Origin of the sequence: Neptunicoccus cionae (assembly GCF_002860325.1) — a bacterium.
GTDB classification, from domain to species: domain Bacteria; phylum Pseudomonadota; class Alphaproteobacteria; order Rhodobacterales; family Rhodobacteraceae; genus Amylibacter; species Amylibacter lutimaris.
The window spans coordinates 756,174-781,699 of record NZ_PKOJ01000001.1; the positions used below are offsets into that span (position 1 = coordinate 756,174).

27 protein-coding genes and 1 tRNA gene are annotated in these 25,526 nt (G+C 58.4%); 13 read left to right on the forward strand and 15 right to left on the reverse strand.

Going from position 1 to position 25,526, the window contains the following annotated elements; translation table 11 throughout:
- Position 1: 1 nt before the first annotated feature.
- The 5 genes from C0U40_RS03570 to C0U40_RS03590 all read left to right on the forward strand — a co-directional run bounded on the left by C0U40_RS03570 (position 2) and on the right by C0U40_RS03590 (position 4,606).
- Positions 2 to 454, forward strand: coding sequence for a FixH family protein (locus C0U40_RS03570; RefSeq protein WP_101654347.1), 453 nt, complete (start codon positions 2 to 4; stop codon positions 452 to 454).
- Positions 451 to 2,616 carry a heavy metal translocating P-type ATPase gene (locus C0U40_RS03575; RefSeq protein WP_101654348.1) on the forward strand — a complete coding sequence of 722 codons (2,166 nt, stop codon included), beginning with the start codon at positions 451 to 453 and terminating at the stop codon, positions 2,614 to 2,616. The genes C0U40_RS03570 and C0U40_RS03575 overlap by 4 nt, the downstream gene beginning before the upstream one ends.
- Positions 2,613 to 2,765 carry a cbb3-type cytochrome oxidase assembly protein CcoS gene (gene ccoS, locus C0U40_RS03580; protein WP_101654349.1) on the forward strand — a complete coding sequence of 51 codons (153 nt, stop codon included), beginning with the start codon at positions 2,613 to 2,615 and terminating at the stop codon, positions 2,763 to 2,765. The genes C0U40_RS03575 and ccoS overlap by 4 nt, the downstream gene beginning before the upstream one ends.
- 159 nt (positions 2,766 to 2,924) lie before the next feature.
- Positions 2,925 to 3,701, forward strand: a complete 777-nt coding sequence (locus C0U40_RS03585; RefSeq protein WP_101654350.1) for a sulfotransferase family 2 domain-containing protein — start codon at positions 2,925 to 2,927, stop codon at positions 3,699 to 3,701.
- Complete coding sequence (locus C0U40_RS03590; protein ID WP_101654351.1) at positions 3,698 to 4,606, forward strand: phosphoadenosine phosphosulfate reductase; 909 nt, start codon at positions 3,698 to 3,700, stop codon at positions 4,604 to 4,606. Before C0U40_RS03585 ends, C0U40_RS03590 begins: the two co-directional genes overlap by 4 nt.
- A 47-nt stretch (positions 4,607 to 4,653) precedes the next feature.
- Here the strand turns inward: C0U40_RS03590 and C0U40_RS03595 are convergent, their stop codons facing one another.
- The 3 genes from C0U40_RS03595 to C0U40_RS03605 all read right to left on the reverse strand — a co-directional run bounded on the left by C0U40_RS03595 (position 4,654) and on the right by C0U40_RS03605 (position 7,872).
- Positions 4,654 to 5,511, reverse strand: a complete 858-nt coding sequence (locus C0U40_RS03595) for a class I SAM-dependent methyltransferase (RefSeq protein WP_101654352.1) — start codon at positions 5,509 to 5,511, stop codon at positions 4,654 to 4,656.
- A gap of 48 nt (positions 5,512 to 5,559) precedes the next feature.
- On the reverse strand, positions 5,560 to 6,531 hold the full coding sequence (locus C0U40_RS03600; RefSeq protein ID WP_101654353.1) for an HpcH/HpaI aldolase/citrate lyase family protein: 972 nt from the start codon (positions 6,529 to 6,531) through the stop codon (positions 5,560 to 5,562).
- 168 nt (positions 6,532 to 6,699) lie between these two features.
- Positions 6,700 to 7,872 carry a MalY/PatB family protein gene (locus tag C0U40_RS03605; RefSeq protein WP_101654354.1) on the reverse strand — a complete coding sequence of 391 codons (1,173 nt, stop codon included), beginning with the start codon at positions 7,870 to 7,872 and terminating at the stop codon, positions 6,700 to 6,702.
- A gap of 114 nt (positions 7,873 to 7,986) precedes the next feature.
- Between C0U40_RS03605 and def (C0U40_RS03610) the strand changes: the two genes are divergently transcribed.
- From def (C0U40_RS03610) to fmt, 4 genes are read left to right on the forward strand one after another with little or no spacing between them, the layout of a single operon-like run.
- Positions 7,987 to 8,505: a peptide deformylase gene (gene def, locus C0U40_RS03610; RefSeq protein ID WP_101654808.1), complete on the forward strand. Its 519-nt coding sequence runs from the start codon at positions 7,987 to 7,989 to the stop codon at positions 8,503 to 8,505.
- The gene (gene def, locus C0U40_RS03615; RefSeq protein WP_101654355.1) at positions 8,502 to 8,966 is read left to right on the forward strand and encodes a peptide deformylase; all 465 of its coding nucleotides are present in this window, start codon (positions 8,502 to 8,504) and stop codon (positions 8,964 to 8,966) included. Before def (C0U40_RS03610) ends, def (C0U40_RS03615) begins: the two co-directional genes overlap by 4 nt.
- The gene (gene def / locus C0U40_RS03620; protein ID WP_101654356.1) at positions 8,963 to 9,475 is read left to right on the forward strand and encodes a peptide deformylase; all 513 of its coding nucleotides are present in this window, start codon (positions 8,963 to 8,965) and stop codon (positions 9,473 to 9,475) included. Before def (C0U40_RS03615) ends, def (C0U40_RS03620) begins: the two co-directional genes overlap by 4 nt.
- Complete coding sequence (gene fmt, locus C0U40_RS03625) at positions 9,475 to 10,401, forward strand: methionyl-tRNA formyltransferase (protein ID WP_101654357.1); 927 nt, start codon at positions 9,475 to 9,477, stop codon at positions 10,399 to 10,401. The genes def (C0U40_RS03620) and fmt overlap by 1 nt, the downstream gene beginning before the upstream one ends.
- A 147-nt stretch (positions 10,402 to 10,548) precedes the next feature.
- Here fmt and C0U40_RS03630 read toward each other — a convergent pair.
- The 5 genes from C0U40_RS03630 to C0U40_RS03650 all read right to left on the reverse strand — a co-directional run bounded on the left by C0U40_RS03630 (position 10,549) and on the right by C0U40_RS03650 (position 14,630).
- A tRNA-Glu gene (locus tag C0U40_RS03630) sits at positions 10,549 to 10,623 on the reverse strand.
- A gap of 75 nt (positions 10,624 to 10,698) precedes the next feature.
- Positions 10,699 to 12,444 carry a single-stranded-DNA-specific exonuclease RecJ gene (gene recJ / locus C0U40_RS03635; protein ID WP_101654358.1) on the reverse strand — a complete coding sequence of 582 codons (1,746 nt, stop codon included), beginning with the start codon at positions 12,442 to 12,444 and terminating at the stop codon, positions 10,699 to 10,701.
- The gene (locus C0U40_RS03640) at positions 12,437 to 12,784 is read right to left on the reverse strand and encodes a hypothetical protein (RefSeq protein WP_101654359.1); all 348 of its coding nucleotides are present in this window, start codon (positions 12,782 to 12,784) and stop codon (positions 12,437 to 12,439) included. The genes recJ and C0U40_RS03640 overlap by 8 nt, the downstream gene beginning before the upstream one ends.
- 10 nt (positions 12,785 to 12,794) lie before the next feature.
- Entirely contained in the window at positions 12,795 to 13,760 is a 966-nt protein-coding gene (gene glpX, locus C0U40_RS03645) for a class II fructose-bisphosphatase (RefSeq protein WP_101654360.1), read from the reverse strand.
- A gap of 99 nt (positions 13,761 to 13,859) precedes the next feature.
- Entirely contained in the window at positions 13,860 to 14,630 is a 771-nt protein-coding gene (locus C0U40_RS03650) for a FadR/GntR family transcriptional regulator (RefSeq protein ID WP_101654361.1), read from the reverse strand.
- A 185-nt stretch (positions 14,631 to 14,815) separates the two neighbouring features.
- On the opposite strand from C0U40_RS03650, the gene yghX reads away from it, so the two are divergent.
- Positions 14,816 to 15,703, forward strand: coding sequence for a YghX family hydrolase (yghX, locus tag C0U40_RS03655; RefSeq protein WP_101654362.1), 888 nt, complete (start codon positions 14,816 to 14,818; stop codon positions 15,701 to 15,703).
- A gap of 104 nt (positions 15,704 to 15,807) precedes the next feature.
- On the opposite strand, the gene C0U40_RS03660 is transcribed toward yghX, so the two are convergent.
- The 4 genes from C0U40_RS03660 to C0U40_RS03675 all read right to left on the reverse strand — a co-directional run bounded on the left by C0U40_RS03660 (position 15,808) and on the right by C0U40_RS03675 (position 18,476).
- Positions 15,808 to 16,449 carry an OmpA family protein gene (locus C0U40_RS03660; RefSeq protein WP_101654363.1) on the reverse strand — a complete coding sequence of 214 codons (642 nt, stop codon included), beginning with the start codon at positions 16,447 to 16,449 and terminating at the stop codon, positions 15,808 to 15,810.
- Positions 16,450 to 16,538: 89 nt separating this feature from the next.
- Positions 16,539 to 17,432 (reverse strand): methylated-DNA--[protein]-cysteine S-methyltransferase, encoded by an 894-nt coding sequence (locus tag C0U40_RS03665; RefSeq protein ID WP_101654809.1) that lies wholly within the window; start codon positions 17,430 to 17,432, stop codon positions 16,539 to 16,541.
- A 25-nt stretch (positions 17,433 to 17,457) separates the two neighbouring features.
- On the reverse strand, positions 17,458 to 18,147 hold the full coding sequence (locus C0U40_RS03670; protein WP_180957605.1) for an SGNH/GDSL hydrolase family protein: 690 nt from the start codon (positions 18,145 to 18,147) through the stop codon (positions 17,458 to 17,460).
- Between the two features lie 104 nt (positions 18,148 to 18,251).
- Positions 18,252 to 18,476 carry a hypothetical protein gene (locus C0U40_RS03675; protein WP_101654365.1) on the reverse strand — a complete coding sequence of 75 codons (225 nt, stop codon included), beginning with the start codon at positions 18,474 to 18,476 and terminating at the stop codon, positions 18,252 to 18,254.
- Positions 18,477 to 18,714: 238 nt separating this feature from the next.
- Between C0U40_RS03675 and nth the strand changes: the two genes are divergently transcribed.
- From nth to C0U40_RS03690, 3 genes are read left to right on the forward strand one after another with little or no spacing between them, the layout of a single operon-like run.
- Positions 18,715 to 19,359 (forward strand): endonuclease III, encoded by a 645-nt coding sequence (nth, locus tag C0U40_RS03680; protein ID WP_069299066.1) that lies wholly within the window; start codon positions 18,715 to 18,717, stop codon positions 19,357 to 19,359.
- Positions 19,356 to 20,351, forward strand: coding sequence for an adenosine kinase (locus C0U40_RS03685; RefSeq protein ID WP_101654366.1), 996 nt, complete (start codon positions 19,356 to 19,358; stop codon positions 20,349 to 20,351). The genes nth and C0U40_RS03685 overlap by 4 nt, the downstream gene beginning before the upstream one ends.
- Before the next feature lie 12 nt (positions 20,352 to 20,363).
- Complete coding sequence (locus C0U40_RS03690; protein ID WP_286134761.1) at positions 20,364 to 21,272, forward strand: DMT family transporter; 909 nt, start codon at positions 20,364 to 20,366, stop codon at positions 21,270 to 21,272.
- Positions 21,273 to 21,401: 129 nt separating this feature from the next.
- On the opposite strand, the gene C0U40_RS03695 is transcribed toward C0U40_RS03690, so the two are convergent.
- From C0U40_RS03695 to C0U40_RS03705, 3 genes are read right to left on the reverse strand one after another with little or no spacing between them, the layout of a single operon-like run.
- The gene (locus C0U40_RS03695; RefSeq protein WP_101654367.1) at positions 21,402 to 23,606 is read right to left on the reverse strand and encodes a 3-hydroxyacyl-CoA dehydrogenase NAD-binding domain-containing protein; all 2,205 of its coding nucleotides are present in this window, start codon (positions 23,604 to 23,606) and stop codon (positions 21,402 to 21,404) included.
- 35 nt (positions 23,607 to 23,641) lie between these two features.
- Positions 23,642 to 24,856, reverse strand: a complete 1,215-nt coding sequence (locus C0U40_RS03700; protein ID WP_101654368.1) for an acetyl-CoA C-acetyltransferase — start codon at positions 24,854 to 24,856, stop codon at positions 23,642 to 23,644.
- Between the two features lie 30 nt (positions 24,857 to 24,886).
- On the reverse strand, positions 24,887 to 25,519 hold the full coding sequence (locus C0U40_RS03705; RefSeq protein WP_101654369.1) for a glutathione S-transferase family protein: 633 nt from the start codon (positions 25,517 to 25,519) through the stop codon (positions 24,887 to 24,889).
- Between the last annotated feature and the right edge of the window lie 7 nt (positions 25,520 to 25,526).

The following is a 25,526-nucleotide window of genomic DNA, read 5'->3' on the forward strand; positions in this document are numbered from 1 at the left end:
TATGGTGAAGCAGATTACAGGATGGCACGTTTTCGGGTCTTTCGCGCTGGCGTTTTCGGTGATTATCGGAGTCAATCTGGTGTTGGCTTATAATGCCGTCCACAGTTTTCCGGGACTTGAGGTTAAAAACTCATACGTGGCAAGCCAGAGCTTTGACGCCGATCGTGACGCGCAGGTAGCGCTGGGTTGGGATGTCGGGGCTTTTGTAGAAGACGGGTTTGTGACGCTGAATATTACGCAGGATGGTACGCCAGTCTCCGCGCTGATCGAACAGGCCACTTTCGGGCGCGCCACCAGCGTGGCGCAGGATCAGGAACTGGAATTCCGCCGCCGGAACGGGGCCTATATTGCGCCGGTCAAGGCCGGTGCGGGCAACTGGAACCTGCGCCTGAAGGCCCGCGCACTGGATGGCACGCTGTTCCAGCAGCGCATCATCGTAAGGGTCGTACAATGAGCACTGCCTTTTCCGCATCCCCGTGTCCGGGGTGTATTTCTGCCACGCTGGCCTCGGAAGAGGTGGCCAGAAAGTTAAGAGCAAACCTGCGGTTTTCGGTGCCGGGCGTGCATTGCGCTGCCTGTATTGCCAAGATCGAACAGGGCCTTCGAACAGTGCCGGGAATTCGGGATGCGCGAGTGAACCTGTCGCTGAAACGGCTGAGTGTCGAGGCGGACGATGGCGTTGGCGAGGCACAGATTAAAGAGCATCTTGCCGGTCTGGGATTTGAAGCAAATCCCCTTGATCAAGAGGCGCTGGGCGCGGAAGCAGACCCTGCGGGCCGTGCCCTTCTGCTGCGTCTGGCAGTGGCCGGTTTTGCCATGATGAACGTGATGCTTTTGTCTGTGGCGGTCTGGTCCGGAGCGGCGGATGCCACGCGGGACCTTTTCCATCTGATTTCGGCCACTATTGCTGTACCGGTAGTGGCTTTTTCCGGCCAGCCGTTTTTTAAAAGTGCGTGGTCGGCGCTGCGGCATCGCAGACTGAATATGGATGTGCCGATTTCTCTGGCGATTGTTCTGGCGGTGGGCATGTCCATATTCGAAGCACGTCAGAGCGGGGCACATGCCTATTTCGACGCGGCCCTGTCGCTGACCTTCTTTCTGCTGATCGGCAAGTTTCTGGAACATAAGACTCGTGGGGCTGCCCGTTCCGCTGCGCGTGAACTCTCTGCGCTGGAAGTCCACAGGGCAAGCGTGATGGTAAACGGGCAGGCTGAAAGCCGTGCGGTAGCCGATCTTGCTGTAGGGGATCACGTGCTTGTAGCAAGCGGGATGCGTGTGCCGGTGGATGGAGACCTTTTATCCCCGACAGCGCAGATGGACCGGTCCTTCCTGACCGGAGAATCCGAAGAGGTGGAGGTACGTGCCGGCGCAGCCTTGCAAGCGGGCGTGGTCAATCTCGGTGCGCCACTGACCCTGCGCGCCACTGCTGTTGGCGAAGACACAACCCTGCGCCGTGTGGCCGCGATGGTCGAACTGGCGGAATCGGGGCGCAACAGTTACACGTCGCTGGCGGCGCGGGCGGCGCAGATTTACGCCCCCGCCGTGCATCTGCTGGCGTTGCTGGCGTTTCTAGGGTGGCTGGCGGCAAGCCACGATGTGCGTCTGGCGTTGAATATTGCCGTGGCCGTGCTGATCATCACATGCCCCTGTGCGCTTGGCCTGGCCGTTCCTGCAGTGTCTACAGGAGCGATCGGAAGGCTGTTTTCCAAGGGGCTGCTGGTTCGTCACGCCACAGCGCTGGAGCGGCTGGCAGAGGTGGATCTGGCTGTTTTCGACAAAACCGGTACATTGACCCGTCCGGGATTTGATGTTGCAGGCTCGGGCCTAAGCGCTGTGGAACAGGCTATCTTACTGGGCCTTGCGCAGGCCTCGGATCATCCTGTCAGCAAGGCCATCACCGAAACCTTGGGGCCGCAGATGAAACCGGCACCGCTTACAGGAATTGAAGAGATCAAGGGCGCAGGTGTGCAGGGGTACTTCGGACGGGATCGCGTGCAACTGGGGCGGGCGGACTGGCTCGGTGCGGATTTTACCGGCACCGGATTGCGGATCGGCGACACTGAAGCGCGCAAGATTGAAACCACGGAAACCTTGCGAGAGGGGGCAAGATCCGCTGTCTCCGCCCTGCAAAATGCCGGTGTGCCAGTGCACATCCTGACAGGCGACCGGCGGGAGGCTGCCGTGGACATCGCCCGTCAGCTCGGGGTGCTTGATATTCAGGCGGGCGTGCGGGCCGAAGAGAAACTGGAAAGACTGAAAGGTCTGGAAGACAGGGGCTACAAGGTGCTGATGGTGGGGGATGGGTTGAACGATACGGCTGCGCTCGCATCCGCGCATGCTTCAATGGCACCGTCTTCGGCCCTTGATGCCTCACGCAATGCCGCGGATATTGTGATCCTGCGTCAGGATCTGGCAAACATCCCGCTGGCACTGGCGGTGGCGGGGTCCTCTGTTAAACTGTCGCGGCAGAATTTCGCGATTGCTGCGGGCTATAATCTGATAGCAATTCCAATCGCCCTCGCCGGACTGGCAACACCTTTGCTTGCGGCGCTGGCCATGTCTGCATCGTCATTGACCGTGCTGGCAAATGCAATGCGCGTGAGGTTGGTGAAATGAATGTTCTGGTTGTTCTCATCCCTGTGTCGCTGATCCTTGGCGGGGTTGGACTGATCGGATTTTTATGGACCGTGCGCAATGCGCAATATGACGATCCCGATGGCAGCGCGGCGCGCATCCTGCTGGATGACGACGCGCCCCCTAACTAGCGCCGCAGCCTGCGATCCCGCTGCTGCCTGTAAGTCATTCCCACTTCCACCATCGCGGGAATTGCTGTAATCCCGATAGCAGACAAGCAGAACTGCCCTGCTCCGGCGCGGTTTTGCGCTGTGGAGGCAAGGGACAAGACCGGTAAGGGAGAGTGGTATATGGCGTTCAAGGACGGGATTCTGGACAACTATCTCCATGAACGGCACTTTTTGCAAACCGTCTATATGCCCGCGTTCCAACCGGTGGGGCGCAATTTTGTCTACATGAAAAACCACAAGGCTGCCTGCACCACAGTGATCGCCACGCTGATGGCTCATCTGCTGGCTGAAAAAGGCGACAGCCGCGATATATCCATGCAGAACGTGCATAAACCGCCGATGGATGTGATCCACGCGGGCAAGCGGACGCTGTCGCTGGACCGTGCCTTGGATGCGCTGCAATCCCCTGACGTGTTCCGGTTCACGGCGGTGCGCGAACCGGTCAGCCGCACCGTCAGTGCCTGGGCAGACAAAGTGGCAGGGCAGGGTGCGAAAAAGCACAAGCTGATGGATAAACTCGGGCGGCCAAAGGACGAAGACCTGAGCCTGTCGGCCTTTCTCGATGTGCTGGCACACAACCCCGAAGCGCTCGACGTGGATCGCCACTGGCGCCCCCAGAGCAAAGAAATCTCCTGGGGGCTGATCAACTACGACGTGGTAGGTACGACGGATGATCTTGAACCTGCCCTGAGCGAAATTGTTTCGGCCTGTTTTGGCAAAGCGCAGCCGATGGTGCAGGACACGCGCAAGTCTTTGGGCCATAAAACCTCCAGCAGGGAACTGGTCGCAGGGCTGACCCGCAAGGACCGGCGCAATATCGAGCGGGCCTTTGCCGCCGACCTCGAGATGTATGAATCCGTCAAAAGCCGCCAGATACAAACGGTGCTCGCCCTATGAACAAACCAACCCAGATTGACCTGCAGAACCATCTCGCCAGTGTTGGCGGTGAGCAAGGGTTCTTCGAAGAACTCGGGGATCAGCATTCTGCATTGTTTGTGCAAGGGGAAGGACAGGGGGGAAAGACCCTGTTCGTCACATTCGAGAACCTCGACGATGTGGCCAAAGACGCGGAGCACCGGATGCCTTGGGGGTATAATTTTGTGACAGGGCAGGGCTGGTCCATGCTCGGGATGATGGCCCACGGCTGGACATGGTACCGCGATGAGGCCGTGTTCGATTTCTTCGACCGGTTGCGGGATGAGGGATTCTTCAAACAGTTTGACAATGTGCTGTTCTACGGTGCCTCCATGGGCGCCTACGCGGCCAGCGTGTTTAACGCCGCCGCCCCCGGATCAACCGTGATCCTGTTGTCGCCCCAGGCCACGCTCAGCCGTGATGTCGCCTCCTGGGAAACCCGCTATCGCAAGGCATGGGCACGGGATTTTTCATCGCGTTATGGCTATGGGCCGGTCGAATCCTTGCAGGCCAAGCAGGTACATCTTTTCTACGATCCGCAGGCGAGCCTCGACGCGATGCATGCTGCCCTTTTTCAGGGAGAGAACGTGCGCAAGTATAAATGCCGCTTCATGGGGCACCGGATTGCCTCCCTGTGGCAGCAGATGGGCGTGCTGAAACAGGTCGTGCTCGGTTGCGTAGAGGGAACGCTGACAACAGCCGCTTTCTACCGCCTGATGCGGGCCAGACTGCACAACCACCGCTATCAAAAGGAAATGCTGAACCGGCTGCTGGAAAAGAACCGCCCCCATTTGGTGGCACACTACACCCGCGCCGTCCTCAATACCCGTGGCGGCCCGAGTTTCCGCAAGGCCCTGCGTGCGGCAGAAGAGCAAATGAAGCAATAGGCTGGGCGCCTCCGGCGGGAGTATTTCGGGAGCGTTGAAACGGGGCTTCAGGTTTCTTTGTGCGCCGTATAGATGTGGATTTTCGAGGGTACGGTGACGGTTCCCTCCCGACTGTACTGTTCCAGTTTGATTTTCGTTGCCTCCACAATCTTGACATTATCCTTTGCAGTACCGCCTTGTGCGCGGATGACGCTGTTGGCGGGCCCGATGTAGGAGGACAGCTCTGCTGCATCCGCAGCGGAACCTTGCAGGGTGAGGGGAATATCTTTGGTTGTGGCTTTCCCGACTGCAAAGCCCGCGTCTTTCAGAATGCTCAGAACGTAATCTGTGTCTGCAAAGGCAAAGGGACCGGGGTCACGCGGGTTCATCGGGGGCGGATTTCCCAGCAGGTCGGTAGCAGCGCGCCGCGGCAAGGTGAACCACGGGTTTTCCTTGAACGGCCCCCAGCAGGCCATCGTGAGATTGCCGCCGTGGTTGAGGCTTTTAAAAATGTTTTTGAAGGCGGCGACGGGATCGTCGAAAAACATCACGCCAAAGCGCGAGATGATATGATCGAAGCGGTTTTCAGGCAGCGGTTCGGTCTGGGCATCCGCCCGAACAAAAGTCACATTTTCCAGCCCGATGGCTTTAGCGGTTATGCGCGCCTGTTCCAGCATTGTTGTCGAAATATCAAGGCCCTGCACCTGGCCGTTCGGGCCAACCGCCTTTGCAAATTCCCGAGAAGTGGCGCCAGTGCCGCAGCCGACATCAAGCATCATCTGCCCGCTAACTGGTGCTGCTGTCTGCAACAGCGCCTGATTCACCCCGCCAAACAGCGCGTCCAGTTGCACTTCAAAAGTAATCCAGTCACGGCCGGCCCCGTCGGTCCAGAAGTCCGCCTGTTCTGCATTAGGGGTGTCTTGCATGCCGTGTCCTTTGGAAGCGGGCGGGCGCCTGTCCCGCCCGTCTGCCGGTTAGCCGATCATTTCGGCCTGTTTTACGATGACTTGCGCCTGACGGATAGAGGCCAGATCCACCAGACGGCCTTTGTAAACAGCAGCGCCCTGTCCGGATTTTTCTGCTTCTTCCATAGCTTCAAGAATTTCGCGGGCCTCGGTAATTTGGGCTTCGGAAGGGGTGAAGACGGCATTGGCAAGGGCGACCTGTTTCGGATGGATTGCCCATTTCCCGACCATGCCGAGTGTGGCAGAGCGGCGGGCCTGTGCGTTAAAGCCTTCCTCGTCCGAGAAATCGCCGAAAGGACCGTCCACCGGCAGCAGGCCGTGGGTGCGACAGGCGGACACGATAGCGACAGTTACAGCGTGCCAGGGATCGCCAAGATGGGTGGCGCGGGGCGCATCGCCATTGGCGTTTTCTACCATGTAATAGTTTTCCTGTGTGCCGCCGATGCCTGTGGTCTGCATGCCCATGGACGCCGCGTAATCCGCAGCGCCCAGCGACATGGCCGCCATACGGGGTGAGGCAGCGGCGATTTCTTCCACATGGGCAAGACCGGCTGCGGTTTCGATGATCACTTCAAACTGGATGGGCTTCTTGCGGCCTTTGGCCATTTCGACAGATGTGACAAGAGCGTCAACGGCGTAGATATCGCCCGCGTTGCCCACTTTGGGGATCATGATCTGATCGATCCGGTCACCGGCGTTTTCAAGAATGTCTACAACATCCTTGTACCAGAATTCGGTATCCAGACCGTTGATGCGGATGGAGAGGGTTTTGTTGCCCCAGTCAATCGTGTTGATCGCCTCGATCACATTCTTGCGGGCTTCGGCTTTATCCGCGGGAGAAACGCTGTCTTCCAGATCCAGATTGATCACATCCGCATCCGAAGCGGCCGCCTTTTCAAAGATCGCAGGACGGGAACCCGGTGCGAAAAGCTGGCAGCGGTTGGGGCGGGCTGGCGGGGCGGGTTGGACTTTGAAGCTCATAGGGGCATCCTTTGGGTAATGATGTTTCGATTCAGGTTGTCTGATTGGTAGATTATTGCGCGAAGCCCCGCAAGTGCTGCGCTGCGGCATTTTCCAATGTTCGGAGCCGAAGCCCCTTGCCGCAGCGCAGTTTTGGATATTTCCCCCAAAAAGAGCCTGACACCGAGGTTATTGCAGGTCGGCAAATGCCTTTTTCATACGGGCAACAGCCTCTTCTACGTTGGCGCGGGGCGTACCGAGGTTGAAGCGCAAGAAGGTTTCGCCCCCCGAGCCGAAGGTTGTGCCTTCATTTGGTGCAATTTTCGCGGTGTTATGCACACGATCTTTGACCTCTGTCATATTCATGCCGGTGTTCGCGAAATCCACCCATGCAAGGTAAGTCCCTTGGAGGCGCATGGAAGAAAGGCCCGGAATGCTGTTGATGCCTTCATCGAATATCCGTGCATTTTCAGCAAGATATGACACCAGATCATCCACCCAAGCGGCCCCTTCAGGGGAATAGGCCGCGGTTGTCATGGCCGTACCATAGATGGTCGGGGAAACCCCCAGCCCCATCATAGCCGCCGAAAACGCGGCGCGCAGCTTGGGGTCGTGAATGATGACGTTCCCCGCGTGGTTGCCTGCCACATTGAAAGTTTTGGAGGGAGCGGTCAGCATGATCAGCCGGTCGATGCACTCGGGCACAGCGACGGGCATCGGCAGGTGCGTATGACCCGGATAGACAATATCGTGGTGGATTTCATCCGAGATGATAAGCAGGTCGTGCCGTTTGGCAAAATCGGCAATGGCTTGCAGATCTTCCCTGCTCCAGACCCGACCGCTGGGATTATGGGGGGAACAGAGGATCAGCATCTTTTCCGCGCCGGTCATCTGGGCGTCATAGGCGGCAAAATCCATTTCGTAAGTGCCATCCTGTTCCACCAGCAGGCATTCCTTCACCTTGCGACCGGCGTTTTTGATCACTTTGGCAAAGGCATGATAGACCGGTGTAAAGAGGACAACTTCGTCATCGGGTTGGGTATAGGCGTGCAGGCACATGCCCACCGCATTCACCAGCCCGAAAGTGGTAAAGATTTCCTCTGCCTTCACATCCCAGCCGTGGCGGTTCTTCATCCACCAGATGATCGCGTTGTGATAATCCGTATAATCCGAACGGTAACCGAATACCCCGTGGTCCGTCAGCTCCTGCGCCGCCTGAATAATGCAGTCGGGGGAGCGGAAATCCATGTCAGCCACCCACATGGGCAGGCCGTCTTCGGGCGAAACCCCGTAGATGGATTCCATCGCATCCCATTTTGCGCATTTGGTACCTGTACGGTCGATTATGTCGTCAAAGCTCATGTCTTCGGTATTCCTGTATATTGATCTGAGGCGGATGCTACGAACTGGCCCAGCAGGTGCAAGCGGTTTTTACGGGTGCTTGCAAGGGCGTCGGGATTATCCTAAATGGCGGGCATGTCTGTAAAAGAAATCCTGATACACCCCGATCCGCACCTCAAGAAGGTCTGCCCCGCTATAGAGGCGGTGACGCCCGAGGTGCAGGCGCTGGCCCGCGATATGCTGGAAACCATGTATGACGCCCCCGGTGTCGGTCTCGCCGCGCCACAGGTGGGTGCCTTGCAGCGGGTGTTCGTGATGGATTGCACCGGTAAGGATGAAGAGCCCGAACCGTTGGTTCTGATCAATCCAGCGGTTGTCTGGACCAGCGAGGAGACCAGTGTCTACAACGAGGGCTGTCTTTCCATCCCCGAAATGTACGAAGACGTGGAACGCCCCGCCCGTGCGGTGATGCAGTTTCTGGACCTTCAGGGCGAACAGCAGGAACGGGAGTTCGACGGGCTATGGGCCACCTGTGCACAGCATGAGCTGGACCATCTGAATGGCAAGCTGTTCATTGATTACCTCAGTGGGCTGAAACGCTCGATGATCACCAAGAAAATGTTGAAGCTAAAGAAAGAGCGGGCGCGCGGATGAAGCTTTTGCCGATTGTGATGCATCCTGATCCCGTCTTGCGGCAGGTGTGTTCTGCGGTAGAGGTTTTCGACGATGCGCTGGCGCGGCTGTCCGGGGATATGCTGCACACCATGTACGCTGCCGAGGGGCGCGGACTGGCAGCGCCGCAGGTTGGTGATCTGCGGCGGATTTTTGTGTTTGATGCAGATTGGAAAGCGGCGGAGCAAAACCCTTTCGTCTGCGTTAACCCGGTTGTAACGCCGCTTGGCCCTGAAAGCCGTACCGTGGCCGAGCAATGTCTTTCCATCCCCGATATGCCGGTAGAGGTCACGCGTCCCGCAAGGATCAGGCTCGACTGGCAAGATGTGACAGGGGCGCATCACCAGCAAGAGTTTACCGGTGATGCCGCCGTTGTGATCCAGCATGAAGCGGATCATCTGGAGGGGCAGCTTGTGCTCGATTATCAAAAGGAAACACCATGACAGTACGCCCGTTCGTTCCTTGGCCCGATCAACGGCTGCGCACAGCTTGCGATCCGGTGGAAGCGGTAGATGATGAAGTCCGCGCCATCTGGGATGACATGCTCGACAGCATGTACGCCATGCCCGGTGTCGGGCTGGCGGCCTGTCAGATCGGCGTTATGCGGCGGCTTGCCGTGGTGGACGCCTCCGAAGCCGGAGACAAGCCGCTGCGGATGGCCAACCCCGAAATCATCGACGCCAGTGTGAAACTGCGGGAATACACCGAAGCCTCGCCCAATTTGCCCGGCGTGTCGGCCAAGATTGCACGGCCCCGTGGGGTGACAGTGACCTATCTGGATGAGACGGGCGTGAAGCAGCGCAAGGATCTTGTGGGGCTTTGGGCGACCAGTGTGCAGCACCAGATCGACCATCTTAACGGCAAGATGTATTTCGATAACCTCAGCGCGGTCAAACGCAAGATGCTGGTGGCCAAAGCGCGCAAGCTGGCGCTGAAGAAAGGGCGTGCATGATGCGTGTCGTCTTTATGGGAACACCTGATTTTTCCGTGCCGATCCTGCAGGGTATCGTGGACGCGGGTCATGAGGTTTGCGCCGTTTACTGCCAGCCCCCCCGACCTGCGGGCCGTGGTAAAAAGGACCGGCCCTCGCCGGTGCAAAAAACGGCCGAGGCGCTGGGCTTGCCGGTGCGCCATCCGGTGAACTTCAAGAATCAGGCGGACCGCGATGCTTTCGCCGCGCTCGATGCGGATGTGGCTGTGGTGGTGGCTTACGGGCTGATCCTGCCGCAAGCGCTGCTGGATGCACCGGCCAAAGGCTGCCTGAACATCCACGCCAGCCTGCTGCCCCGCTGGCGCGGCGCCGCACCGATCCACCGCGCAATTCTTGCAGGGGATGCGGAAACCGGCGTCTGTGTGATGCAGATGGAAGCGGGGCTTGATACCGGCCCTGTCCTGCTGACCGCGCGCACGGATATTTCCGATCAGGACACAACAGCCCTCCTGCACGACCGGTTGAGCCTGATGGGGCGGGATGCGATTTTGACGGTTCTGGCTGATGAAGTCTCGGTGCAGGCCGTGCCCCAGCCCGAAGAAGGCGTGACCTATGCCGCCAAGATCGACAAAGCCGAAGCCGCCGTGGACTGGTCCCGCCCCGCTGTCGAAGTGGATCGCCAGATTCGCGGTCTCTCGCCGTTTCCCGGTGCATGGAGCATGGCAGAGGGGCAGCGGGTAAAGCTGCTTCTCAGTCGGGTTGCAGATCATGGGCAAGGCGCAGCCGGAGAAATGTTGAATGACGCGCTGCGCGTGGCCTGCGGAGAGGGCGCGGTTGATTTGCTAAAGCTGCAAAGAGCGGGCAAAGGGGTCATGGAACCGGAAGATTTCCTGCGCGGCTTCCCCCTGACCAAAGGTGCCAGGTTCGGGGTTGCCGAAGAAGAATAGCGTAGCGGGGGAGTGCCTCCGGCAGGAGTATTTGGGGAACGTTGAACCGCCTGAACGTATCGTGCTGACGGGCGACGTTTTCGCGCCGTGCGGCTGTTTTGCCGGACTATGTCTGCTGTGCATTTTTCAGGAGGGTTTCGACAGAAGTGGCAGTCCCTAGGGGAATCGAACCCCTCTTTTCAGGTTGAAAACCTGACGTCCTAACCGATAGACGAAGGGACCGCAGCTTCTGTGAGGGCGCTTTTAGTCATTAGGCTCTGGGGCCGCAAGAGGTTTTTTTGACAATTTTGCACTTTTTTATTCTGCGGGTGCCGCATCTTCCAATCTGAGCTTGGCCTTCTTGCGTCCACCCCATTCGTCGATCTCCAGACGGCCTGCAAGATGGAATAATTTGCCTCGATTATCCTCTAGCATCGGGCCGATTGCGCTGTCGAAAGCGCCAAAGCAGATGGCGTCGATTCGTGCGCCGCCCGAATCCTGTGCGGTCAGGCGCAGGTGGTTTTCACCGGCCCGTTTTGCAAAGGCGATACGCTGGGCGGGCAGGGCGAAACGGGGGGCAGGGGCACCCGCGCCAAACGGTCCGGCCTGTTCCAGTTGTTCCACCAGTTCGGTTGTAATCGCGCTTGGCATGACCGACCCGTCGAGCATCAGGTCTTTGGGGCCAATGCTGCTGGCGCCCTGTTTGTCCAGCAGTTCTGCCAACCGTTCCATGGCCGGTTCCAGGTTTTCCGCGCTGACCGTCAGTCCGGCCGCCATCTTATGACCGCCCCCTTTCAGCAGCAGCCCTTCGCGGGTGCAGGTGGCAATGGCCGAGCCGAGATCGATTCCCGTCACCGAGCGGCCCGACCCTTTGCCTTCACCGTTTTCAAAGCCGATCACCACGGTGGGGCGGTTGGTGGCTTCTTTCAGGCGGGCGGCGACGATGCCGACCACTCCGGGGTGCCATCCTTCCTGTGCCGCCCAGACCAGTGGCGCATCAAATCCGCGGGCCTCGGCCTGTTCCATGGCTTGCAGGCGGACCTGAGCCTCTATTTCGCGGCGGTCGTCGTTGAGTTGTGAGAGCTGGTCGGCAATGGCTTCGGCTTCATGGGGGTCATCGGTGGACAGCAGCCGTGCCCCGAGATCTGCCCTGCCGATCCGCCCGCCGGCATTGATACGCGGCCCGAGGGCAAAACCGAGGTGATAGCTGTTGGGCGCCGTCGTCAGCCGTGCGGCATCCGACAGGGCGGCGAGGCCGACGCGATTGCGCCGCCCCATGATTACCAACCCCTGCCGAACCAAAGCGCGGTTCAATCCGGTCAGCGGGGCGACATCGGCCACGGTGGCCAGCGCCACCAGATCGAGCAGCGCCATTAGGTCGGGCGTATTCTGCCCTTCGGCACGCAGCAGGCGGTTCACAGCCACAAGCGTCAGAAAGACGACACCGGCGGCGCAAAGATTGCCAAAGTCGTTGTCTTCATCCTGCCGGTTCGGATTCACCACTGCGAGCGCGGGGGGCAGGGTCTCGCCGCCCATGTGGTGATCGAGTACGATGACTTCGCAGCCCTTTGCTGCGGCGATGGCATCGTGGGAAAGCGTACCGCAATCCACGCAGATGATCAGGTTATGACGGCTGGCAAGATCCGCCATCGCCGGTTCGTTCGGGCCATAGCCTTCGTCGATGCGGTCGGGCACATAAAGCGTGGCTGTCAGCCCCATCTGGCGCAGGTAGTCGATCAGCAGGGCCGCGGAACTGCCGCCGTCCACATCGTAATCGGCAAAAATGGCGATGCGCTCGCGTTTTGAAATCGCCAGCATGATGCGTGCGGCGGCGGAGTCCATATCGCGAAAGATTGACGGGTCCGGCATCAGATCCCGCAGCGCCGGGGAGAGATAGGCGGTGGCATTTTCCGGCAGGACGCCCAGCCGTGCCAGTGTGCGGGACAGCGTGGCAGGCAAGCCGGTTTGTTGCGCAATGGCCTGCGCCTGCCGGTCGGCATCAGAGGAAAGGCCGACCCAGCGGCGGCCTGTTGCGGAACGGGACACCCCTAAAAAATCAGTCATGTTTGCCTTTGGAAACAGGTTTGCCCTTCATCTGTTTCATCAGGGCAAAAACGGCCAGACCCCAGCCGAAAACGGCTGCGACGAGCCAGATGAACAGGAAGAAATCGCCGTTTCCGTCCCGCAGGATAGAAGCGACCAACAGGATACCGGCGCTCCAGCAGGTCAGCCAGAAAGCAAGAAACGCAATCACAAACCAGTTGCGCTTGCGTTTCTGTGGTTTCCCATTCGGATCGGGCGAAAGTGAATGGTTATGGCGCTGGCGGAACTCGTCCAGATAGCTTTCGGCAATGGATTTCTTTGCCTCTGTATCCGGTTTGGAGAATCCGATTTTGCGCGCCATACCGTTCCGATCAGTTGTTGTTCTGGCGGTACTTGATCCGGCGTACAGAGCCGGTTTTGGACCGCATCAGGATGGTTTCCGTTTCCATGAAGTTACCGTCTTTGGTGGCACCGTCCAGAATGGAACCGTCTGTTACGCCGGTTGCCGCGAAGATAACATCGGCAGTTACCAGTTCGTCGCGGGTGTAGATCCGGTCGAAATCGGTGATGCCGGCGCGGGTGGCTCGGCCACGCTCGTCGTCGTTGCGGAAGGTCAGACGGCCGTAGAACTGTCCGCCCATACATTTCAGGGCCGCAGCGGCCAGAACGCCTTCGGGTGCACCGCCGGAGCCCATGTACATGTCGATGCCGGTTTTGGCGGCTTCGGCGCAATGGATCACGCCAGCTACATCACCGTCGGTGATCAGGCGGATCGCACAGCCGGTTTCGCGCAGTTCCGCGATCATTTCTTCGTGGCGCGGACGCTCCAGAACGCAGACGGTAATCTGGTCAGGCTCACAGCCTTTTGCTTTTGCAAGATTGCGCACCCGCTCTGCCGGAGACATCGCGAAAGTAACCGTGTCCACGGGATAGCCGGGGCCGATGGCAAGTTTGTCCATATAGACATCCGGTGCGTGCAGCATGGAGCCGCGCGGTCCCATTGCGATCACGGTCAGCGCGTTCGGCATGTCTTTGGCTGTCAGCGTTGTGCCTTCCAGCGGATCAAGTGCGATATCCACGCCCGGGCCGTTGCCGGTGCCCACTTCTTCGCCGATGAACAGCATAGGGGCTTCGTCCCGCTCGCCTTCACCGATGACAACCACACCGGCGATGTCCAGCATGTTAAGCTGTTCGCGCATGGCATTGACTGCGGCCTGATCGGCAGCTTTTTCGTCACCGCGCCCGATGAGTTTCGCACTGGCAATCGCAGCAGCTTCGGATACACGGGCCAAACCCAGTGAGAGCATTCGATCGGCAAAGTCTGTGGTGTCGGTCATGAAATACGGTCCTGAAAGTTAATCGACGTTAGCGCCCAAATGCCGCAAAAAGTCCGCCGATACAACTAAAATCCCCCTTGAGGATCGGTGCAGGCGGGCTTACCGGCGGTCCAGTTCCTGTGCGAAACGTAATCGGGCGATTTCTTCGTTGCTTCGGGCCTTGCGATCCTGATGCATGCAGCTTTCGACGAATCCCAGATGATCCTCTACCGCCCGCCGCGCCGCATCAGGGTCGCGGGACAGGATAGCATCATGAATTGTGCGGTGCTGGTCGAGCAGGGCTTCGCGGGTGGTGCGGACCTTGAACATGACTTTACGATTGTAAAACACGCCGGCCCGCAACATCTCGAACATGGACCGCATCATGTGCAACATGAACACGTTATGGCTCGCCTCGACGATTGCCATGTGAAATTCGGCATCCAGTGCGGCTTCTTCTGCGGGATTGCGTTTGTTATGGGCGCTTTCCATTTTGGCAAACAGGGTGGAGATCACCTTGTGATCCGTATCACTGCCCAGTCGGGCGGCCCGATCTGCCGCCAGTCCTTCCAGATCGCGGCGGAAGGTGATGTAGTCGAAAAGCGCTTCTTCGTGGGTGGAAAACAGCTTGATCAGCGGTTCGGAGAAGGCAGAGCCAAGCACGTCGGCCACATAGATTCCGGATCCGGCACGGGTTGCCAGCAATCCCCGTTCCACCAGATCGGCAATTGCTTCGCGGATGGAGGGGCGGGACACGCCGAGCCGGTCCGAAAGGTCACGCTCGGACGGGAGCCGCTCTCCGGGGCGCAAAATGCCGCGCAGGATCAACTGTTCGATCTGACGGACAACAGTATCGGCAATGCGCTCCGGCTGGATTTTCTGAAACGGCATGCAAGGCTCCATAGGGATAGTTGGCGGAGTATAGGATCACGACCGGACTCTCGGCAAGGCTTGGACCTTCCTGCTGTGTTGGCGGGAAAGTGATCGCTTCTTCCGGCTTTCAGTTTGCGCCATCAAGGGTTGATCGGGTTAAACTCCCCGTTGAGAGGGATGTTGACCATGAACAGGAGAGAACAATGAAACGGATGAGTGCGAAGGATTTTGATCAGAGATTGCTTGATCTATACGATTATTATGCCCACGGCATGATGTCCAAAAGAGAGTTTTTGGAGAAGGCCGGCAAATTCACAGCAGGCGCTGTGACGGCGGGAATGCTGCTGGATATGCTCAGCCCCGACTACGCATTGGCGGAACAGGTGTCTTTCAATGATCCGGATATTATCGCCAGCTACGAAACCTATGACTCTGCTTTGGGTAACGGAGAGATCGAAGGCTATCTTGTGAAACCTTCAGGGGCGACAGGAAAGCTTCCGGCGGTTCTGGTGATCCACGAAAACCGCGGCCTGAACCCTTATATCAAGGATGTGGCGCGGCGGGTGGCCAAGGCAGGGTTTCTGGCGTTTGCACCGGACGGGCTCAGCTCTGTCGGGGGGTATCCGGGAAATGACGCCGAGGGCAAGGCGTTACAGGCGACTGTAGATCGCACCAAACTGATGAACGATTTCTTCGCAGGTTTCGAACATTTGCTGAACCATGAAGCCAGCACCGGCAAGGTCGGCGCTGTGGGCTTTTGTTACGGAGGCGGTGTGTGTAACGCACTGGCTGTGGCCTATCCGGAAATGGCCGCTTCTGTGCCGTTTTACGGACGCCAGCCCAATGCGGAGGATGTACCCAAGATTCAAGCGCCCCTAATGTTGCAACACGGTGCCCTGGACGAACGGGTGAACGCGGGCTGGCCAGCCTATGAAGCGGCCCTGAAAGCCCATAACAAAGAGTATGTAGCGTACTTCTACGAGGACGCGAACCACGGTTTTCACAATGACAGCACGCCGCGGTATGATGCGGAAATGGCTGCTCTGGCTTGGGATCGCACGATCGGGTTCTTTAACGAAAAACTGGTCTGACCGTTGCAACGACGGTTGTGATCATGACCCTTGAAACGCACAGCGCCGCCCTGAAATTACAAGGCGGCGCTGCTTGTTGCGGTGTCGTATTAATCTGATACGTATCAGTTGGTCGGACGGATCACAACTTCTACGCGACGGTTCGCTGCGCGGCCCGTTGCGGTGTCGTTGTTGGCGATGAATTGTGTCTCGCCACGGCCATAAGCACGGATACGGCTGGAGCTGACGCCACTGCCTGTGAGGATGCTCGCAACAGATTGAGCGCGGCGTGTGGACAGGTTCTGGTTGTAGTTCGCATCGCCTACGCTGTCGGTGTGGCCAATCACGTCAACCGTGCTGTCGGGATAGCGTTGTAGGTTGCTGGCAAGCGCACGCAGATCGTCTTGCAGGGACGGGCGCACATAGGTGCTGTCCGTGTCAAAGGTGATGGCTTCGGGCAGGGTCACGATCAGTTCGCTGCCAGTGTTGGTGATGGTTGCACCGGAACCGGCAAGGTCCTGACGCAGGTCTTTTTCCTGCTGGTCGAGGATAGCCCCGAACACGCCACCAACAGCGGCTCCGACAACGGCGCCTTTCACGATGGAACCTTCGGAATTGCCAGCGATAATCTGGCTTGCGGCGCCAACTGCAGCCCCGATCGCAGCCCCGTTACGGGTTTTGCGGTAGTCAGGGTTGGTGGCTTCATCGCAGGCTGCCAGAGCGAATACCGCGATAACGGCGGCGGAAACGGTTTTGGTCAATGCCATTGTACTGGCCTTTCTTGATTGCATGTACGCGCCATAAAATGGTCGGGTCGGGCAAAGTTTCAAGGCTGGAGGCAGTTTTCGTTTTTTGCTCAGGCGGATTCCTGCGCAAAAGCTGGGTCGGCGTGATCCTCCGCCCGGGAGCCGGACGGGGTTTCGCTGGCATCAGCGCGCGCCCCTTCCCATGCAAGCAGGGCACGTTTGACAGGAAGGCCCCAGTGATACCCGCCAAGAGCCCCTGATTTTCGAAGGGCGCGGTGGCAGGGGATCAGCCAGCTTACCGGATTGCGCCCGACAGCGGTTCCCACGGCCCGCACGGCTTTGGGGTTGCCGATTGCTTTTGCGATTTCGGAATAGGTGGTCACATGACCGGTTGGCACATTCAGCAATGCCTCCCAGACTTTGATCTGGAAAGGTGCGCCGATCAGATGCAGTTGCGCGGTATCGCCGCCCAATATTTGGTTCACGGCCGGTTGCAGGAAGACTTCATCCTGAACGAATGTCGCTTCGGGCCAGCGCCCCTGCGTATCGGCTAAAGACCAGTCACGCCCGAACTCTGCCGTAAATCCCATGCCGCATATGCCGCGCTGGGTGGCAGCAACGATCATTTCCCCGAACGGGCTGTCAAACCAGCCCCAGCGGATCTCCAGACCTTTGCCTTTGGCTGCATATTCGCCCGGACTCATCGCTTCCCATGTCAGGAACAGGTCGTGCAGCCGCCCTGTACCCGACAATCCGGTTTCCAACGCTGTATCCAGCAGGGTGAACCGGTTTTGAAGCAGGGATTTTGCATGATCGAGCGTCAGGTATTGCTGGTAGCGTTTCGGAGAAACGCCGACCCATTGGGAAAACACCCGCTGGAAGTGCGTCGGGGACAGTCCAACGGCTTCGGCCACCTGCTCCAGCCTTGGCTGTGTCTCCTTGGTGCTGTCGATATAGTCTATCGCGCGGGCGATGACGGCGTGATGATAGGTTTGCTGAGTCATGGCAACAGGATGCCGCCGGCGGGACTTATTTGCCACCCGTTTCTTGCGCATTGGTGCCTTCGCGGGCTTGCGGTGGAAAATCGGCGCGGATGGCGGCGGCGACATGTTCGGCCCAAATGCGGTAGACCTCGGCGCCGGGATGAAAGCCGTCACTGGCCATCAGCGTCGGATCCATTGGCAGGTCCAGATGCAGGCGGGTCACGTCAGGGTGGTCACTTAGAAAACCGGCCATAGCGACATCATAGCGTGTCGCGGTCAGTCCGATCACATGGCGCAGCGGTTGGGGCAGAACGGGAAACCGGCCCATCGGTGGAAGGGGTGTCGTATAGATCCGCTTTGCGCCGAATTTCGTGCGCAGCACAGAAAGGAGTGTGCCGTGCATGGCCAGCCAGCGACGCAAGGGGACAGAGCGGGTCACATCATTCACGCCGATGGCCAGAACGACCACATCGTATGTTGCAGGGTCGAGCCGTTGCACACGTTCCAGCGTGCTGGCGGTGGTTGCGCCTGTCTTTGCAACAAGGGTCCAGTCCAGTGCATAATCCGCAGAAAGGGCGCGGGCGAGTTGTCCGCTCAGCGCCTGATCCTGCGTTTCCACGCCGACTCCGGCGGCAGAGCTGTCCCCCAGCACCAAAAGGCGGAGCGGGGTGCCGGTGCCTACGCGACCGGCGCGTTCCCCGCCGGCTTCGGGCAGTATCAGTGCGTGCTTGCGCACGCCAAGACCTTGCCAGATCAGAAGCGGAGAAAGTGACAGTTTCAGAAGGGTTTCAAAGGCTGCGTGCAGGGTCTGCCCTCCGGATCCGTCCGTGGCGGATTGGCTTATCTGTGGCCCTGATACCGCAGGTTCGCGCGGGATACAAAATCGTTCAGTGCAGCGTCATCAATGCCGATGTCTGTCGCACCGGAAAATTCGTACTGCCGTAGATGCGCAGACTGGTGATGACTTGCGGTTTCGCGCGCGGTTTCGATGATACGGTCATGAGAGACCTGTACAATCGGGGTGGTCAGAAAAGTTGTCAGGATGACAGCAGTAAGAGCCGACATATTATTATCCTTAGAAGGTATCCTCCACCCGCCGGTAACTCTGCTGGTGGAACTATAAGAGTTGTGGGGTAAATAAGGAGGTGAGCAATGCTTTCAAGAGTTAAGTAACAATTTTACGAAATGCTGTCGAAGTTGTGATCTGTATTCCGGCTCCTGCATCCGGTCAGGGTGGATCTGACAGCTGCGTTAAACGCGTTCCGGCTTTCCATTTTCCGTTCCGCGTGCCAGAAACAACGCCATGGCCAAACAGTTAGACTACCACACGATTTATAAGATATTTGACCGGTTCCGCGACAGCGAGCCGGAACCCAAAGGCGAGTTGGAACATACCAACGCCTATACGCTTGTGGTTGCGGTCGCACTTTCGGCGCAGGCAACCGACGCAGGGGTGAACAAAGCCACGCGCGGGCTGTTTGCTGTGGCGGATACGCCGGAAAAGATGCTCGCGCTTGGGCTGGAGGGTGTGACCGAGCATATCAAGACCATCGGCCTGTTCCGCCAGAAGGCGAAAAACGTAATAAAACTCAGTCAGCTTCTGGTGGATGACTATGGCGGCGTGGTGCCCAGCAGCCGTGCCGCGCTAGAGAGCCTGCCGGGTGTGGGACGCAAGACCGCCAATGTGGTGCTGAACATGTGGTTCAAACAGCCGACACAGGCGGTGGACACCCATATTTTCCGCTTCGGCAACCGCACCGGCGTCGCACCGGGTAAGGATGTTGTGGCGGTGGAACGGGCGATCGAGGATCACATCCCCGCCGAGTTCCAACAGCACGCCCATCACTGGATGATTCTGCACGGGCGGTATATCTGCAAGGCCCGTAAACCCGTTTGTGCAAATTGCATTATCGAAGATCTATGTCCGTTTGAGGAGAAAACCACGTGACTAAGAAATATCAGGTTGTCGGCATCGGCAACGCGCTCGTCGATGTTCTGGCAAGTTGTGACGACAGCTTCCTCTCTGACAACGGCGTGGAAAAAGGTATCATGCAACTGATCGACACGGACCGCGCGGCCGAGCTTTACGGCATGATGGGGCCGGCAACGGAAATTTCCGGCGGTTCTGCGGCCAATACGATCGCAGGGATTGCGGCACTTGGCGGGCGGACGGCCTATGTGGGTAAGGTAAAGGATGACCAGTTGGGCGATATTTTTGCCCATGACATGCGCGCGCAGGGGGCCGATTACGACGTGCCCCGTTCGCCCAAATCCGAAACCCATGAAACGGGCCGGTGCATGGTTCTGGTAACACCGGACAGCGAACGGTCGCTGAACACCTACCTTGGTGTGTCCGAGCATCTGGGGCCGGATGACATCGACACGGATATGATGGCAGAAGCCGAATGGATTTATCTTGAAGGTTACCGGTTTGACGGGTCCGAAAGCAAAGCGGCCTTCGCCAAGGCAATCGAAGCCTGCAAAAGTACCGGTGGCAAGGTTTCCTTCACGCTCTCCGATCCGTTCTGCGTCGACCGCCACCATCAGGCTTTCCGCGACATGATCCGCGATCATATCGACCTGCTGTTCTGCAACGAGCACGAAATGGCGGCGATGTATCCGGCGGATACGCTGGACGAAAGCATCGCCCAAGCGGCAGAGCGCGTGAGCATTGTGGCCTGCACTGTGGGTGCCAAAGGGGCGATTATTGTCAAAGACGGTGAGCGTACCGAAGCCCCCGCCGAGGCGGCAAAAGTCGTGGATGTAACGGGCGCAGGTGATCTTTTCGCCGCCGGTTTCCTGCACGGGCTGGTCAACGGACGTGACATGCTGACCTGCGGACGCATGGGCTGTATTGCTGCGGGCGAGATTATCAGCCACATCGGCGCCCGTCCCGAAGCCGATCTGGGCAAGCTGTTCCGCGAAAAAGGTCTGGAATAGGAGGGCCGCTTGGTGAGCGGGTTCTTCCGCTCCAATCTGGTGCGCGCACTTCTGGTGCTGTTGCTCGGGATTGTGTTTCTCGACGGGATGTCAGTGTTCATCAAGACACTTCTGCCCCGATACAGTGCGCTGGAACTGTCAGCCTATCGCAATGTGATCGGCATGATACCTGCGATTATCCTGATGCTCTGGAGTGGCGAATTGCGCACTCATCCCCGCGGTCTGATGATCCCCCAGTGGAAACTGGCTTTCGGGCGCGGGCTGATGGTGACACTGGCGCAGCTGTTCTGGTACATCGCGCTCGGTCAGGCAGAATTCGCACTGGTCGCGGCACTTGGTTACACCATGTCCCTGTTCGTGGTCCTACTGTCGATTCCCTTGCTGGGCGAGCGGGTGGGGATCTGGCGGTCTGTTGCGGTTGTTCTGGGTTTTGCGGGGGCGGTCTGGATCGTGCGGCCCACGGGAGACAGCTTTAACCTGTACGCTCTGCTGCCTCTTGCCGCGGCCTTCTGCTATGCCTTGTCGATGGTAACGGTACGGTTGGTGGATACTTCAGTGTCAAACGCCCTGTTGTATCTGTATTCGGCCGTGGCGGCGGCTGTTGTAAATGTGATCGTTGTGCTGGCCACCACCGGATTTGCGGGGATCGACAATATGCAGGATGCAATCCAGATCACCATCATGGCCCTTTTGGGGGGCTGCGGCGTGATCTGTATGCTGGTTTCCGTACGTATGGCAGAGCCGAGCCTGCTGGCGCCGTTCAACTACTTCGGACTGATTTCTGCTTTCACCATGGGCTGGCTTGTTTTTGGCGAAGCGCCGTTTGACAAGATCTTCCCCGGTGTCCTGCTGATCATCGGCGGCGGATTGTTGGTTCTTTGGCGTGAAAAGCCGAACAAGCGGGTCGCCCTGCAAAAGTAACCGGCGAGCTTTATTCAGGGGCGCTGCCCCTGACCCCGGGATATTTTTCGCCAGAAGAAGGCGGCTGTAACAATTAAAAAAGCCCCGCAGGTTGCTGCGGGGCTTTCTTTTTGGCCTGCTGCTATGCGCTTAGGCGGCTTTGGACTCTGCCCCGAAGCGACCGTAAAAGCTCTCGCCGTTTTTGGCCATTTCCTTCAGCAGGGCAGGGGGGGTGAACCGGTCGCCGTAACGGGCGGCGAGGTCTTCGCAGATGTCGACGGCTTTTTGCGAGCCGAGGATATCAAGCCACGAGAACGGACCGCCGGACCAGGGCATGAAGCCCCAGCCGAGGATCGCCCCCACATCGCCTTCGCGGATGTCTTCCAGCACACCTTCTTCCAGCGCACGAACCGCCTCAAGAACCTGTGCCATTGCCAGACGGTGTTGCACGTCTGTCAGGCTGGGCTGGTCTTCTGCAACAGGGAAGTGATCGCCAAGGCCCTTCCACAGGCCGGTGCGTTTACCCTTTTCGTCGTATTCGTAAAAACCGGCTTTGGTTTTGCGTCCCAGACGGCCCATGTCGAACAGCTTTTGCACTACATCATCGCCGTTTGAGGCTGGATAGGCGTTGCCAAGGGCAGCTTTGGTCGCGCGCATGATCTTTTCTGCCAGATCAATCGAGGTCTCATCCCCGAGTTGAAGCGGACCGAGCGGGAAGCCCAGTTGCTTGGCGGCGTTTTCGATCAGGGCAGGTTCCACCCCTTCGGCCACCATCCGGTTTGCTTCGGCACCATAAGGGATGATGCAGCGGTTTGCGTAGAAGAAACGCTCGTCGTTGACCACGATCGGCGTTTTGCGGATCTGGCGCACAAAGTCGAGCGACTTGGCCACAGCGCGATCACCGGTTTCCTTGCCTTTGATGATTTCCACCAGCAGCATCTTGTCCACGGGAGAGAAGAAGTGGATGCCGATGAACTGGTCTGGGCGTACAGAAGCTTTGGCCAGTTGCGTGATCGGCAGGGTGGAGGTGTTGGTGGCAAAGATGCAATCCTCGCCCACGATAGCCTCTACCTTTTTGGTCATTTCCGCTTTCACGCCCACATCCTCGAACACTGCTTCAACGATCAGGTCACAGCCTTTGAGCGCTTCAAGATCGGTGGTTGCAGTAATCAGAGAAAGCAGTTTTTCTTTCTTTTCGGGCGTGGATTTCTTCCGCGCGATACCCTTGTCGGCATGGGCTTCGGAATAGGCTTTGCCCTTGTCGGCGGCTTCCTGACTCTGATCGATCAGAACCACTTCGATCCCGGCCAGAGCAGAAACCAGTGCGATACCTGCGCCCATCATGCCAGCGCCCAGAACGCCGATTTTCTTGACGGACTGGTCGGGAATGCCTTTGGGACGCACAGCACCTTTTTCCAAAGCACCCTTGTTGATGAACAAGCTGTTGATCATGGCGCTGGAGGAGGGGTTCAGCAGGATGTTGGTAAACCAGCGGGCCTCAATCCGGATCGCTTGGTCAAACGGGACCAATGCACCTTCATAGACGGCGGCGAGCATGGCTTTGGCTGCAGGGAAGGCGCCTTGGGTCTTGCCGTGGACCATCGCGGTTGCACCGACATACGTCATGAAACCGGCGGGGTGGTAAGGGGTGCCGCCCGGCATCTTATAGCCTTTGGCATCCCACGGTTTCACCAGATCGGCGTCTGTGGCGGATTCAATCCATGCCTTGGCGGAAGAAATCAGTTCGTCCGCAGGCACAACCTCGTCGATCAGGCCGGCAGCTTTGGCTTTGGCTGGCGCGACGGTTTTACCTTCCAGCAGGAAGGAAGAAGCGTTCATCACGCCCAGTTTGCGCACCAGACGGGTGGTACCACCACCGCCCGGAAAGATGCCGACCATGATTTCGGGCAGGCCGATTTTCGCCTTGGGGTTATCCGCCACAAAGATGCGGTGGCAAGCCAGCGGGATTTCCAGACCGATGCCAAGACCGGTGCCGGGCATCGCGGCCACAATCGGTTTGCCGCCCTTGTTGGTTTTCGGATCCATGCCTGCGCGTTCGATTTTGCGCATCACCTCATGGCCCTGCATCACGCCGTCCATCAGCGCGCGGGCCGGATTGTCGCCGCCCTTTTCCTTCCATTCCGCCAGAACCGTCAGGTCCATGCCGGCGGCGAAGCTGTCCTTGCCGGAGGTGATGATCGCGCCTTTGATCGCATCATCGCCCAGAACCGTGTCGATATGGCCGTTCAACTCGGCAAAGCCGGTTTCGGACATGACGTTCATGGATTTGTCGGGGCAGTCCCATGTGATGATGGCAATGCCGTCGTCGTCGAGTTTGTAGTGAAAATCTGTCATGTGTTTTCTCTATCTGTGTCTGTTTCGGGACGCGATCAAACGCGCTCGAGTATGGTGGCTGCACCCATGCCGGAGCCGATGCACAATGTGGCCAGACCGGTTTCCTTGTCAGAGCGTTCCATTTCGTCCAGCAACGTGCCAAGGATCACAGCGCCGGTCGCGCCGAGCGGGTGGCCCATAGCGATTGCGCCGCCGTTCACGTTCAGCTTGGCGTGATCCACGTTGAAGTAGTGTTGGAACCGCAGCACCACAGAGGCGAAAGCTTCGTTCACTTCGAACAGGTCGATGTCACCGATGTTCATACCTGTGCGTTCCAGAATCCGTTCGGTGACAGGAACAGGACCGGTCAGCATGATGGTCGGGTCGGTGCCGATTTTGGCAGTCGCCTTGATCCGTGCACGGGGTTTCAACCCGTTTCTTTCACCGAATTCCTTGTTGCCGATCAGAACCGCGGCCGCGCCGTCAGCAATACCCGAAGAGTTGCCCGCGTGGTGCACGTGGTTGATCTTTTCCAGCTCCGGATATTTCAGCAGGGCAATGGCATCAAAACCGGGCATGACTTCGCCCTGCGCTTTGAACGACGGGTTCAGAGCGCCGAGCGTTTGCATGTTGGTTTCGCCGCGCACCATTTCGTCGTGGCCGAGGATTTCCAAACCGTTCTGGTCTGTGATTCCGAAGATGGATTTGTCAAACCGGCCATCCTTTTGCGCCTGTGCCGCACGCTTCTGGGATTCCACGGCGTATTCGTCACACATGTCACGGCTGAAGCCGTATTTGGTGGCGATAATGTCCGAGGATATGCCTTGCGGTACGAAATAGGCTTTCATGGCCAGTGTGGGATCAACGGCAATCGCGCCACCGTCCGAACCCATCGGTACGCGGGACATGGATTCTACACCACCGGCGATATAGGCATTGCCCATGCCGCCCATCACCTGACCGGCGGCCATGTTAACGGCTTCCAGACCGGAGGCGCAGAAGCGGTTTACAGACACACCGGCAACGCTTTCGTCCAGATCGGAGTAGAGCACGGCAGAGCGGGCCAGACAGCCGCCCTGTTCCCCGACCTGGGACACGTTGCCCCAAATCAGATCGTCTACATCCTTGCTGTCAAAGCCGGTACGGGCCTGAAGCTGGTTCAGGACTTCGGCGGACAGACGCACGGCAGAGACTTCGTGCAAGGAGCCGTCTTTTTTACCTTTGCCCCGCGGAGAGCGGACAGTGTCATAGATATAAGCATCGTGGGTCATGTGTATGGTCCCTTAAGTTGGTTGTTCGGTTTAGGCAGCCGAGCGAGGCATCAGATCGTAAGGCGTCTTGTAGCCCTCCAATCCTTCGATATTGCCAAGCCAGCGGTTGATATTGGCCCATTCATTCCGGTCAAAGCCGAAGTTTTCAGGGTAGAAAAGATAGCCGCAGCACGAGAAATCGGCGTGGGTCGGACCGTTGCCCACCAGCCAGTCGCGGCCTTCAAGGGCTGCGTCGAGAACGCCGTAAGCTGCCTTCAGGCGGCCGAGATTGAAGCCGATGACTTCTTGCGGGCGTTTGTCTTCCGGCAGGAAGTTCATGAGGAAACGGGTCATGCCGGCCATAGAGGACATCTTGTGATTGTCCCAAAGCACCCAGCGCAGCACTTCGCGTTTTTCCTGGGCGGTTTCGCCTTCGAATTTTCCGGTCAATTCACTGATGTAGCTTTGAATGACGCCGGATTGCGTCAGTTTGACATCGCCATGTACCAGCACAGGAACCTCGCCCATAACCGAAATGTCCTTGCGGAATTCGGGGGTACGGGTTTCGCCGTTAAAGAAATCGACCCAGACCGGTTCCCAGTTGAGGCCGGCAAGTTCAAGCGGGAGGGCGCATTTATAGGCGTTTCCGCTTTCGCCCATACAGTAGAGTTTCATATCAGCCATGTTCCGT